The organism is Paenibacillus xylanilyticus (genome assembly GCF_009664365.1).
Taxonomy (GTDB): Bacteria; Bacillota; Bacilli; order Paenibacillales; family Paenibacillaceae; genus Paenibacillus; species Paenibacillus xylanilyticus_A.
On sequence record NZ_CP044310.1, the window covers coordinates 2,333,041 to 2,345,296 of the forward strand.

Annotated in this window: 10 protein-coding genes; 3 read left to right on the forward strand and 7 right to left on the reverse strand. The window is 46.7% G+C overall.

The features are described 5' to 3' along the window. Nucleotides 1–17 precede the first annotated feature (17 nt). Complete coding sequence (locus F4V51_RS10550; protein ID WP_095358757.1) at nucleotides 18–440, reverse strand: MarR family winged helix-turn-helix transcriptional regulator; 423 nt, start codon at nucleotides 438–440, stop codon at nucleotides 18–20. A 249-nt stretch (nucleotides 441–689) separates the two neighbouring features. Here F4V51_RS10550 and fucU point away from each other — a divergent pair, with 249 nt between their 5' ends. After that, entirely contained in the window at nucleotides 690–1,163 is a 474-nt protein-coding gene (fucU, locus tag F4V51_RS10555; RefSeq protein WP_153977930.1) for an L-fucose mutarotase, read from the forward strand. Between the two features lie 44 nt (nucleotides 1,164–1,207). Here fucU and F4V51_RS10560 read toward each other — a convergent pair whose 3' ends face one another. Genes F4V51_RS10560 through F4V51_RS10575 form a run of 4 tightly spaced genes read right to left on the reverse strand, consistent with a single transcriptional unit; the run spans nucleotide 1,208 to nucleotide 5,169 of the window. Next, a complete protein-coding gene (locus tag F4V51_RS10560; RefSeq protein ID WP_153977931.1) occupies nucleotides 1,208–2,308 on the reverse strand; it encodes a GerAB/ArcD/ProY family transporter in 1,101 nt (366 codons plus the stop codon). Between the two features lie 15 nt (nucleotides 2,309–2,323). Beyond that, nucleotides 2,324–2,530 carry a hypothetical protein gene (locus F4V51_RS10565; protein ID WP_153977932.1) on the reverse strand — a complete coding sequence of 69 codons (207 nt, stop codon included), beginning with the start codon at nucleotides 2,528–2,530 and terminating at the stop codon, nucleotides 2,324–2,326. A gap of 45 nt (nucleotides 2,531–2,575) precedes the next feature. Then, entirely contained in the window at nucleotides 2,576–3,724 is a 1,149-nt protein-coding gene (locus F4V51_RS10570) for a Ger(x)C family spore germination protein (RefSeq protein ID WP_153977933.1), read from the reverse strand. Beyond that, a complete protein-coding gene (locus tag F4V51_RS10575; RefSeq protein ID WP_153977934.1) occupies nucleotides 3,721–5,169 on the reverse strand; it encodes a spore germination protein in 1,449 nt (482 codons plus the stop codon). Before F4V51_RS10575 ends, F4V51_RS10570 begins: the two co-directional genes overlap by 4 nt. Nucleotides 5,170–5,365: 196 nt before the next feature. On the opposite strand from F4V51_RS10575, the gene F4V51_RS10580 reads away from it, so the two are divergent. Both F4V51_RS10580 and F4V51_RS10585 read left to right on the forward strand, forming a co-directional pair. Further along, a complete protein-coding gene (locus tag F4V51_RS10580) occupies nucleotides 5,366–5,833 on the forward strand; it encodes a GNAT family N-acetyltransferase (RefSeq protein WP_153977935.1) in 468 nt (155 codons plus the stop codon). A 57-nt stretch (nucleotides 5,834–5,890) separates the two neighbouring features. Continuing rightward, nucleotides 5,891–6,511 (forward strand): TraX family protein, encoded by a 621-nt coding sequence (locus F4V51_RS10585; protein WP_227779358.1) that lies wholly within the window; start codon nucleotides 5,891–5,893, stop codon nucleotides 6,509–6,511. Nucleotides 6,512–6,579: 68 nt separating this feature from the next. On the opposite strand, the gene F4V51_RS10590 is transcribed toward F4V51_RS10585, so the two are convergent. Both F4V51_RS10590 and F4V51_RS10595 read right to left on the reverse strand, forming a co-directional pair. Next, a complete protein-coding gene (locus F4V51_RS10590; protein WP_153977936.1) occupies nucleotides 6,580–10,293 on the reverse strand; it encodes a non-ribosomal peptide synthetase family protein in 3,714 nt (1,237 codons plus the stop codon). Between the two features lie 42 nt (nucleotides 10,294–10,335). After that, nucleotides 10,336–12,078, reverse strand: coding sequence for a methyl-accepting chemotaxis protein (locus F4V51_RS10595; protein WP_153980649.1), 1,743 nt, complete (start codon nucleotides 12,076–12,078; stop codon nucleotides 10,336–10,338). Nucleotides 12,079–12,256: the final 178 nt, after the last annotated feature.

Here is a 12,256-nt window from a genome sequence, read left to right on the forward strand (position 1 = left end):
TTGAGATGTTCAGTTCTTTACAAGTTGCGATTGATGAGGGAAAGAGTATGTTTAAATGCTTCCATCTGGTCTTCAGGTATACCTTCAGCAAGTTCTTTATTCATTTCTCTTTCAATGGGAACCAGAATATCGATCAACGCTTTTCCTTCCGCAGTCAGATAGAGGAGATAAGCTCTGCGATCCTGTTCACTGGTCCGACGTTCAACCCATCCCTTTTTCTCGAGTAGATCAATAATGCGTGCAGTGGTGGGTTGATCCTTCAAAACGCGACTCGCCACTTCCTTTTGGTTCACGCCTTCTCCCTTATCGATATTGAACAGAACAGAGAATTGCTCGGTTGTTATATCATAAGGTTTAAAACGGGTCGCAAGTAAAGCAGCGGCTTTGCGATATGTGAAGCCCAGCATAAATCCGACAGATTGTTCTAGCGAATAGTCCATACGAACGTCGTTCCTCACTTTCCTGTAAATCATCTTCAAACAAATTACTTGTTATAACAACTATATGTGATGCAACCAATTTTGTCAAAGTAAATTGGATATCAACCGCTTTCAAATTGGATTGTGCGAATTTAGCAAATCCTGATAGAATGGAAGTGAACTGCATAGGTGGAAAGTTAAGGATGTCATCTTGGAATACCGAAGGTCATTTTTCTCCATTCAATGTGGAGCTAACAAGGAGAGCTGAGTATGCTGAAAAACATTCCTGCAATAATTTCTCCAGAGCTGCTTAAGATTATGTCCGAGATGGGGCATGGAGACGAATTGGTGCTTGCTGATGGCAATTTCCCTGCAGCCAGCCATGCCAGGCGTCTTATCCGTTGTGATGGGCTGGGAACCGTAGAATTACTGGAGGCCATTTTGAGGTTGTATCCACTTGATACGTATGCAGAACGGCCTGCAGCCGTCATGCAGGTAGTCAAGGGAGATCAGGTTGTTCCGATCATATGGGAGGATTACCGCAGGCTGATCTTGGAGCATGAAGGCATCACAGACGCCTTCGATCAAGAAGAGCGATTTTCGTTCTATGAGAGGGCTTCCCGTGCCTATGCCATCGTTGCTACCGGTGAACGTGCCCAGTATGCCAATCTCATCTTGAAAAAAGGGGTCATTTTCCCTGATGTAAGTCCTGATCTGCAAACTCAACGTGTGGAATTAAAGTGATTTTCATTGATGCAGATACACTATAGACATGGCGATGGAGCAGCTTACGCTGTGTTCGCCTTTTTGATTTTTAGGCCACGAAGCCAGTGTACAGCCACATACACGATGGGCATCGATTCAATGAGTACGGTATACGCAGGTACTGCATAGGAACGAATAGCGAGTTCATAGGAGGCTGCGTCTTTTGCATATTGAAGCACCATGGCTGCGGCTGTTCCACCAAGCAAATAAACAAAGGATTTCTGTCGTTCAACGCGAAACAATTTGGAAAGACATACCGAGGCGACATACAGTAGAAAAGAGCTGCGGGTGAACATGGTCGTAGACCAGATGGCAATCAAGACAGGGTCCAGATTATCCAGAAAGTCTCCATAGCGGGCGAATCGGATCATCTCCAGCAAAGGATACCGCAGGCTTGCAGCCACATATGGCCCAAAATTCATGATTGTGAACATCCAAAAGAGAATGATGAACACAACGACTGTAGCCCCGGCGAAAAACATACTCTTGAGCAGAGGCCTCTGGAACATGATTGCAGGTGCAAGAAACAGGAACAACATCCACTCTGAAAACCACGGCATGGTTGAGAGGGAGCCGAACAGGATTTCGGACGGGTCGTGATGGGTCAGCATAGACATTAATATCCCCGGATTGCCACCGCCTCCCACAGTCGGTATCAGAAGGGTAGAGGTGATGAGCTGTACGACAAAAATACCTTCTGACATAAACACAATCGTGATTAATCCGGAACGAGCGGACAGACAAACACACAAAACGGTTATGCCTGCCGTTAACCATATCGGGGTTTCGGGAAGATACATCGATTGAAGAAACACAAGAAAGTTTTCCACATCGATAGATAGCAAGTAAATACACAGCATGGCGATCAGCCCAACATAAATTTGATGCACATATTTTCCGACAATTCTGTCTCCAAATGAAATCCAGGGCTTATCCGGATGAAGTGAGCCCAGCTTGTAAGTAGACAGAAGGAAGATCAGGCTAATGGTGAATCCGCCAATGGTGGACAGCCAGCCCTGATACCCGCTCATTTTAAATAATCGTTGTAAGAGAAAGGCGACAGGCTCTGAATACAGGTAAACAAACATGAAGCGATAGGCTTGTCCGGCAGTGAGATGGTTCATGGGAGTCCCCTTTCCTTATTGGGATATTCGGTCAGCCCAGCCAAAGACCAGAAGGATCATGTCATTGGGAGTTGGCCATCCAGGCCAGCTCACCGCCAGTGTATTCCACACGAGATAGCAGAACAGCAAGATGAAGTAGCCAACTTTCATTTTCTTATTGCTGGAGCGTATCGAAGACCAGTCCAAGAAGTAAAGTCCTGCAAAAACTAGTACCACAATCATGATAACCTCCTGGGCAGTTGGACGGTAAACAGCTGTCGAATCCGATTAGAAGCTGGACTCCGATCCTACAAATTGAATATTGATGTCAGTAGTGACCTTGTACTGCAAATCGTTCTTTACATAAGTGATCCACTTGGGCCGGAGTTTTTTCCACATTTCGGGATACCTCCATTCCAATCTGTATCCGAGCCTCAAAATATCAGCCCCTTGGTTCTTTCCAGTCTGGATTGCATTTCTCAGATGAGCACTTACCTTTTCGCTGGCAGCCTGCTCAATATCCCTCACTGCCACGATATCTTTTGCTTTAAGCACAGGAATGACCGAATTGAGTTCTGCCTTCCCGTTCAGTTTAATGTCAAAAATCGGCTCGCCTCGTTCCAATCGAACGTGAACATCCGAATGCATGTCATAGATCGTCATGCTTGCTTTTTCTTTTTTTGTTTTGACGGATATGCTCAAGGAGTCGAGGGTTCGCTCTGCCCAGGCAACCGCACGTGCTTCATCGTCAGAGAGCGAGGCAACCATTTTCATTTGTTTGAACAGTGCACCGCCAGATTGGCTTACCCACTTTTTTAACTCGCCTTCTTCACTTGCCATATGACGTTGCTGGGCAGTCAGGATCGGGGATGCAAATCCCTGATTCATTTTATCTGCAGCGAAGACGTTAAGCACCTGAGTCTTTAACAGGTTTTCTTCTGTGGAAAATTCACGCAGCACGTCACTGGGTGTTTCTTCAAACACAGGCGTAAGGTCGGAGACATCCTTGGCTTTGCCTTTGGCAACCATGATGTAGCTGCTTAGATGAAAGAGGGGTTCACGTGCTATCCATGCCAGCGTATCCTGAATGCCTTCCTTGGCATAGGCCTCGCCAAATACGACTACCCGTGTATGTCCCCAAGAGATTTTGCGTGTTAAATCGGTCTGTATTCTCTCCAGTGCATCTGCTATCGTCGGTGCGTTGGCAGAAACGATGGCATAAGGTGATTTGCTTGATCCGCCGCCTTCGGGTGCAAGCCGATTGGGGAGGGGCATGCTGAGCGTTAACTCAATATCGCCTGGTTTCTCGCCTTTGTCGATGTACATGGCTGTAATGAAGGTTCTCTCGTTGATCTCTACTTTGGACCAGCATCCGGTGCAAAGGAAGAAGCAAAGTAATACTAGTCCACTTTTAACAAACCTGTTGCAGGCACTCATGGTGTCTTTTGCCTCGTTTCATTATCCGCAGCGTAGGCTTTGGTTCTTTTTTTCATCCGAAACCATGGAACCCGTACAAAGGTATCTTTGAAATCCCGAAGCACCAGTGGGGCAAACGGCTGCATGTAAGGAACACCAAAGGAACGCAGGTTTACCATATACCAGTAAATCAGATAGATGGAAATGACCACACCGAATAATCCTAACGTTCCACCCATGAGCAGAACCGGAAAACGAAGCAGCCGAAAAGCTAGGCCCAGCTCGAAGTGCGGGATAATGAACGCGGCAATGCCTGTAATGGATACAACGATGACCAGCGGAGCAGAGACGATACCCGCTTGTACGGCAGCTTGTCCAATAACGATTCCTCCGATAATAGATACGGTCTGGCCTAAAGGTTTGGGAATCCGTATGCCTGCTTCACGCAATCCTTCGAAGGTGATTTCCATGATGATTGCTTCAACTAAAGCTGGAAAAGGGATGTTCTCCCTTGCGGCAGCAATAGTGATCAGCAGGTTGGTCGGTATGATTTCCGGGTGAAAGGTCGTCACGGCCACATAAATGGAAGGCAGCAAAAAGGCGATTAACGAAAAAAGCAGCCGGATGATCCGAATGAACGAAGCAGAATGAAAGCGCTGGTAGTAATCTTCCGAAGACTGCATCAAGGAAAAGAAGGTAACTGGAAGCAGCAGTGAGAAGGGTGTCCCGTCCTGCATCACTCCAATGCGCCCCTCCACCAAAGCTGCAGCGACGGTATCCGGCCTCTCCGTGTACTGATATTGCGGAAAAGGAGAGAGGGGATGCTCCTCCAGAAACTCGGACAGATAGCTAACTCCCAAACTGCTGTCCATGTCAATTTCGCCAAGGCTGTTCAACACATTTTCAAGAATATCCGTTTTGCAAAGTCCTTCGATGTATACGACATAAACTTCTGTTTTGGTATATTTGCCGATGGTGAACTTGACTAATTTGAAGTCAGGATGTTTGATTTTGTGTCGAAGCAGCGACATATTTACGTTGATATCCTCTATAAAGGCTTCTTGAGGACCGACGATGACAACCTCATTTGTGGATTCTGGAACAGAGCGTTTTTGATAATCTTGTATGGAAAAGGAAAGCATGCCTGACAAGCCCTCCAGATACAAGGCTGCTTTACCCGAAACAATGTCGTCCACCAGCTGCTCCACGGAATCGGAACGGTTGGATTCCAGTGAGAAAAACTCGCCGCTGATGACATGTGATAAAAAGAGAGGCTCCACTTCATGATGAGAAACCTTTTCGAGCAGCGGTTTGATAATGGCTTCTCGCATGGTCACTGTATCTACGATGGACTGAATATAAATGAGAAAACCGCCCACCGGGCCTATCTGTAAAGGTTGATAGACGATATCGGAGATGCCGGTAAGGCGCCGTTTGAGCTGTCCGAGAATTGTCTCCGTGTCCATAGTTAGCACTCCTTTAACTGCGAACTTCGAATAAGTCCGGGCTTAAGAGTATAGTTTGCATAGGTTGGTTTAAATTATTCTTCTTGGACAACGATTGCAAACTTTGATGCAGATGATGAATGGGTGGATGGTTGTAATTGCCTTAAAATAGATAGAGTATATGAGAAATCATTCCGTGGTTAGGGGGAAGAAATAAATGGAGTACCGAGTTAGACGGGCAGGGCTTGATGACGCCCAGGAGATAGGTGAATTATTTAACCAGTACAGAATGTTTTATAACCAGGTTTCTGATACGGAGAGGGCCATAAAGTTTATTCAGGAGCGGTTGAGCAAGGATGAATCTGTTATTTGGATGGCAGAATCGGATACCAAAACGGAACCTGGTTCAGGGACCATAGCCGGGTTTGTTCTGTTATATCCAAGCTTCAGTTCAGTGTCCATGGGGTCCATATGGGTGTTAAACGATTTATTTGTACATAGGGATCACCGCAAGCAAGGTATAGCTCGCAAGTTGATGCAGGCTGCACAAACCTTCGCCAGCGAGACAGGGGCGATTCGAATAACCTTATCCACAGCGATTAACAATATACAGGCACAGGCTTTATATGAATCAGAGGGGTATGCGAAAGATGACCACTTCCTGTATTATGAACGTAATGTGTGATTAACCTGTAGTACGTATATTCGAAGTAGAGATAGATAGGGGAGGGATTAACGCACAATGATGCAGTGGATCGCCATGATCACGATGTTGATCGATCACATAGGGGCTGTCTTTTATCCGCAGGTTGATGAACTGAGGATTATTGGACGGATTGCTTTTCCCATATATGCATTTGCTGTCTATATCGGGTATAAGCATACACGTAATGTACAAAAATACATCTGGCGTCTTTTTTGGATCGCTGTGCTCTCCCAAGTCCCTTTCATGGCGGCATTTAATCACTTGTCATTAAACGTCGTATGGACCCTGTGGTCGTCCCTGCTGGTTTTGCTGGTACTGGACAAACTGCCAAACCGATTACTGGGTATCCCGATTGTTATTGGGGCAGGTATCATTATGGAGATATCTGCGATGGATTATGGCATGTATGGACTGCTGCTAGTACTGTTATTCCGGTACTTCCAGGGACCCATACTTGTGCTGGGGCATGTTTTGTTAACGGCTCTTTATATCCAGCTCCACAGCAGCTCGGTGCAAATGTACAGTGTAGTGGCTACGTTAGGCATTGCCATTGCGCAGTATTACGGGGCAGGTTTTCGTTTGAAAGGACCAAGGTGGATCTGGCGTTATTTTTACCCGGCTCATCTTGCCATTATTGCTATTATTCGCTGGACATAAAAACAAACAAGCCACCTTGCTGTCAGAAGTAACGGCCAGGTGGCTTGTTTGTTTTTTTATGAATGGTCCTACTCCACCATATGAGATGGGGAAGAGTCAAGCTGCGGCTGATTAGCAGCAGGGAAATATCCAATGTTAACTGCATATTGCAGCATGCTGGAGATGAATGAGTCATCTGCTTTTGCACAGTGAATTCCTGCTGGTTCTACATACGCTGTTGTTACCGGGCAAGCATATACATAGGCTGAATCCTTCGCACCGTCACCTTCCAATTGGGCAATGGCGAGCTGCAAGGCCTCTGGATCCTTGCTGATGGATGAATCGAATAACCAGCTGGTATATTCATCAAAAGGCAGCGTTTCGACTTCATATCCCGCACGATTGATGGAAGCAATCAAACTATCGTAACGGATCGACTCGGGATTACAAATGTGGAATACCCGTCCAGCCGTGTCATCACGCAGAGCCAAATGCACAATAGCCTGGCTTGCATAATCGATCGGTGTGAAATCAACCAACCATTCGGCAGCAGGAGCTTTGCCGAGAAGGAGCATCGCTTTGATCATCCGGTAGAAGGCATTGCTGTCGATGTTGGACTGGAAGCGACCCGTTTCCGAATGACATGTCAGGTTACCCGCACGGTAGATGCTTACCGGTACTCCTTCCTCAGCTGCAATCATCAGTACTTTCTCCGCTTCAAGTTTGCTGTCAGAGTACAGGTTCTCTACATGCAGATCTGCCGGGAAACGGTCATACTGAAGGGATGATTCCCATTGTCCACTGAGCGCCAGATCTTCCGGTATGCCCATGGTCGAGACATGATGGAAGGAAGCGCCCGGTTTGCTGCGAACCAGATTCAGCAGGGCTACTGTACCCTCTACATTGGTTTTGGCAAACTGTTCAGCATCTCCAAAGTGTCTTACGTCTGCCGCACAGTGAATTACCCGATCAATTCGGGCTTGTACCTTACTGGTTTGTTCAGCGGTTAAACCGAGGTTAGGCTTCTCCAGATCTCCCTCGATAATCTCCACACGTGAAGGGAGAAGTGCACTGATCTCAGTGCCGAAATATCCCTCCATAACCTTGCTTAAACGCTCCATGGCTGTATTACCGTCAGACGGACGACGAACAAGCGTATGGATTGTCACATCCGAATGAAGAAGGAGCTGCTGCAGCACATGTGAACCAAGGTAACCTGTAGCGCCTGTTAGCAGAACATGCTCCGGCTTAAGAATCTCAGGGTAGCCCAGTTGGGATGCCAATTCTACCGGATGCTCCGCCAGTTGGGTCATTACGCCAGTGTGTTCACCGGATGGGGCCGTTTGTTCAGTAGTCTGCGCAAGTGACTGTACACGGAGTGCCAGGGAACGAATGGTTTTCTCTGCAAAGAAGTCGGCAATCTTCAGCTGCGGATAGTGCGGCTTGAGAATAACCAGGACATGGATTACTCGTAAGGAATCGCCACCGATCGTAAAGAAGCTGTCTTCGATTCCAAAGTCGCTGTGTCCCAGAATTTCTTTCCATGCATTGAATATAATCGCCTCGGTCTCTGTCTCAGGCATGACCCGATCCGGCCGATTTTCATGTCTTTCCTCGTTTGGTAGGGATACCATCGCTTTCCGGTGAATTTTGCCGGTAGGTGCGATAGGCATCTCATCAAGCTGACAGATCCATTTCGGTACAAAATAGGATGGAAGCTTGTCAGCCAATTGGGCTTTGATATGATCTACGGATAGAGTCGTGCCATCCTTGGAAGTGAAATATCCCACAAGCATGTTCTGACCGTCGGATTCTTTCTTCGGAATGACCACCACATCCTGAATCCCTTCAAGGCGAGCAAAGTGATCCTCAATCTCACCAATTTCAATCCGATGACCGCGGATCTTCAGCTGTGAATCACTACGTCCGACGTATTCCAGCAAACCGGTATCAAGCAGCTTGGCAATATCACCGGATTTGTAGATTTTCTCATCAATTGCAAAAGGATTATCAATAAAGGCTTGCTCTGTACGTTCTGGTTGATTCAAGTAGCCTTTCGCCAGTGCTGGGGTAGCAATATATACTTCACCAGGCACGCCTACAGGGCAGAGCTGCTGCTCTTCATTGACGATATACACTTTGTAGTTATGGATTGGTTTACCAATCGGAATGTTAGCCACATGATCCGGGACCTGTTCACTGATCCGGTGTGTCGTTGTCGCCACAGTACATTCGGTAGGCCCGTACACATTGACAATATCAATCTGGTTACCAAATTTGCGCTGGAAGGCGCGAACCTGTTCTCCGTACAGGGCTTCGCCTGCAACGGTAATAATTTTAACCTTGGCCAGCTTGTGGAACCCTTCGTCTGACAGATAGGATGCAAGCTGGTTAAAGAAGATCGTAGGCAGGATCGTAATAATCGTTGTACCTGTACGCTCAATTGCTGTGGCGAACTCCTCTACAGATACACGTTCCTCGGCAGATAACAGATACAATTCTGCTCCATAGAACAGTGCACCGATCGTATCCCAGACGGAAGCATCGAAGCTGTATGTAGCAAACTGAGTCAAAACGTCCCCGGCTTGAATGTCACAATCGCGCTGCACGACACTTCCAAGGTTCACAACCCCGCGATGGGCGACGAGTGCACCTTTCGGTTTGCCTGTGGATCCGGAGGTGTAGATGATGTAAGCGAGATCGTCTGCCTGAATATCCAGATTCGGATTACTTGCTGCAAACCCGGCCAGGCGTCCATTCACAGCCAGAATTTGACGTACGGTCGGAATACCCGAGAATAACCGTGAAGCTTCTTCTAGAGAGGACTCCTTGGTTAAAACAAAAGAAGAAGCCGTATCTTCTACGATATAACTGTTGCGTTCCTGAGGATGTTCAGGGTCAATCGGAACGTAAACACCGCCTGCCTTCAGAATGCCGAGCAGGGAGATAATCGTTTCCAGACTGCGTTCCATGAAGATGCTGACGAACTCACCCTTTTGCAGTCCGTTGGATAACAGTACACGTGCGACTTGATTGGCACGTTCGTTCAATTCTCTGTAGCTATACCGGCCGAATGGGGACGTGATAGCAGGCGAATCGGGATACTCGGCAGCCGTAGCTTCGAACCAGCCGTGGATGGTCTGATGCTCGGGTTGAGACACACAGGTATCATTCATCTCGCGGTACAGCGTCCGGTCAGAGGCGGACAAAATATCCACGGAGCCAATGCTTGCGTCTTCATCCCGAATCATCGAGAGAAGCAGAGTTTGATAGTACTCAGCATATCTCATCACGGTTGCTTCTTTCAGAAGGGATGCATCAAAGAACAAGTCGAGCGTGTATACATTCTGCTCCTCACGGATACTCCAATTGAGCACCTGCGGAGCCTGAGGAAGCTGAACACTATTAAACATAAACAAGGTTTCCGGGTAGGCACCTGGCTGCATCGAATCTTCTTTTTCTTGCAAAAGGGTAATTTGACGAATTAGCTCACGGAAGCTCATCTTGCCATGTACCTGCAGCAGCAGAACTGATGCAGAACGATCCGGATCAAGCGTGCCAATGCCTAATTCCTGTTCTCCTGATAACCGGAACAACAAGGCAGCATATGCCGACAGAAGCGCGTTATAAATTGACGTTGAGCCATACTTCTGAGTGAGTTCACGGCTCTGTGTTGGCTGCAGCTGTATATGAGCTGATTCATACGAAAATGATTGTTGACGGCGCCCAAAATCCAGTGGAATCTGGAGAACTGGCAACTCAGATTCCACTGTCTGGGAAGATGAAGAGTGATGATCGATCACGTCTATTTTCCTCCTTAATTATAACGTTCGTTTTATCGTTTTTTAGGACTTGCTTACATTAAAGTGAGAGATCAATTCCTGTAATTCCTCGGACATGCTGTTCAAACGGGTAGAAGAATCAACAAGGGTGGACAGGGAAGCTTTCTGGTCATCAACGGAAGCGGCAATACGCTCACTGCTTTCTGCTGTTTTGCTAACGCTGGCAGACAGATCATCTGCGGTAGCAGTCATTTCCTCTGTACTTGCAGAGATTTCTTCTGTCGCACTGGAAACTTCCTGAATCTGATTCGATACTTTCTTCGCAGCTTCCAGAATATCTTCAAACAATTTTCCTGTCTGATCTGCAACGTCAAGTCCGGTATCGACTTCTGCCGTACCTTTTTCCATTGCGCGGACAGCTTGTTTGATCTCGGTTTGAATCTCTTCAATTAATACGGCGATCTGGCTAGTGGATTGTTCGGATTGTTCAGCAAGCTTACGAACTTCACCAGCAACGACGGCAAATCCTCGGCCCTCTTCACCAACACGAGCTGCCTCAATGGATGCATTCAAAGCCAGCAGGTTGGTTTGGCTGGAAATGCCGGAGATGATGTTCAGGATATCTCCGATTTCCTGTGAACGGCTCTCCAGAACCTGGATTGCTGAAGCCGTATTCTTCACGGATTCCGTAATCAGTGTCATTTGCTGAGATACTTGGCGTACAACCGTGTTACCCTGTTGGGAACGGCGTTCCATTTCATAAGCTTCATCAGCTACATTCGCGGAACTGCTGGCAATCGTCTGAATGACAGTCGCCATTTCAGCCATGGCACGGGCGCTATCAATACTTGCCTGTTCCTGTCCACGGATGTTGGAGGTGATTTGCGTTACATTGCTATTGATGGTATCAGCGTTCTCGCTGTTTTTCTCAGATACCTCATACAGCTCTTTGGCTGATTGGTTAACCTCTTGAGAGGTGACTTGCACTTTAACGATAGTGTCATTGATTTTGCGAACCATCGTGTTGAACTTCTCGTTTACAAGTCCGAGGTCGTCTTTTCCTGTCGGAATGTTAACATTCAAATTACCCCGGCTAACGTCATCGATACCTTTGATCAGGTGACGAATTGGGGATAGCGTATTTTTAACTACAAGGTATTGGATAATCAGGAACAACAGAAGGAATGCAACCAGAATGATGATACCGTTTTTAAGCAGTGATTTCAGTCCGGCAGGTACTGCTGTTGCATCTGCATCGACTGCAAAGTAAGAGAAGATTTTGCCGTTGCTGTCCTTGATCGGATAAGCAATAGTTGTCCATGTGCCAAAATCATCTGAATAGAAAGTCGTGAAGGTTGGACGGTCCGTATTAAGCATTTCTTTGAGGGCATTCGCCACAACAACAGGTTGTTCATACATGTCGCCAATATTAACATTATCGCTCTGGAATGCTTCTCTCAGATTGGTTGGCATGGCTACGAGAGAAGTTTCTCTTTTCGTATCTCCGCCAAGCTCTACACCAAAGATATAAGCTTGGGCAATATTCGGGTAGTATTCTTGCATTTCATCAAAATAAGCACGCAACTGGGTTTGCACTTTTCCATCATAACTGCCTTCTGCAATAGCTGCCTCTACGTCGGCTGGGTTGATTCCCTCTGCCCACTTTTTAGTGATTTGTTCTACTTGTCCATGCAGCTGGTCTACGAGAACCGTCTTTTGGAAGTAATAGCTGCTCGCAATAAGTGCTACCCCGATAATAATGATGTTGGTGAATGAAAGTAATAAGTTTTTTGAGAAAAAGGACATGCTTTTCCAACTAAATGATTTCACTAAATTCCACTCCTGATCTTCTTGTAATTAACAAACCTTTTATTTGCTTGCATGAATGCAGCCAATCAAGTCATTTGTTGATCCCCCTCCAGAGCTTATGTATGCGACCATGGTCTTGGGTTCGCAGTCTTAATGCAGAGACTTTTGTACCTCA

Excerpts from the sequence above, each read along its gene's own strand:
- F4V51_RS10595 (WP_153980649.1), bottom strand. The coding sequence starts at position 12,078 with ATGTCCTTTTTCTCAAAAAACTTATTACTTTCATTCACCAACATCATT.
- fucU (WP_153977930.1), top strand. The coding sequence starts at position 690 with ATGCTGAAAAACATTCCTGCAATAATTTCTCCAGAGCTGCTTAAGATT.
- F4V51_RS10560 (WP_153977931.1), bottom strand. The coding sequence starts at position 2,308 with ATGAACCATCTCACTGCCGGACAAGCCTATCGCTTCATGTTTGTTTAC.
- F4V51_RS10565 (WP_153977932.1), bottom strand. The coding sequence starts at position 2,530 with ATGATTGTGGTACTAGTTTTTGCAGGACTTTACTTCTTGGACTGGTCT.
- F4V51_RS10580 (WP_153977935.1), top strand. The coding sequence starts at position 5,366 with ATGGAGTACCGAGTTAGACGGGCAGGGCTTGATGACGCCCAGGAGATA.
- F4V51_RS10550 (WP_095358757.1), bottom strand. The coding sequence starts at position 440 with ATGGACTATTCGCTAGAACAATCTGTCGGATTTATGCTGGGCTTCACA.
- F4V51_RS10575 (WP_153977934.1), bottom strand. The coding sequence starts at position 5,169 with ATGGACACGGAGACAATTCTCGGACAGCTCAAACGGCGCCTTACCGGC.
- F4V51_RS10570 (WP_153977933.1), bottom strand. The coding sequence starts at position 3,724 with ATGAGTGCCTGCAACAGGTTTGTTAAAAGTGGACTAGTATTACTTTGC.
- F4V51_RS10585 (WP_227779358.1), top strand. The coding sequence starts at position 5,891 with ATGATGCAGTGGATCGCCATGATCACGATGTTGATCGATCACATAGGG.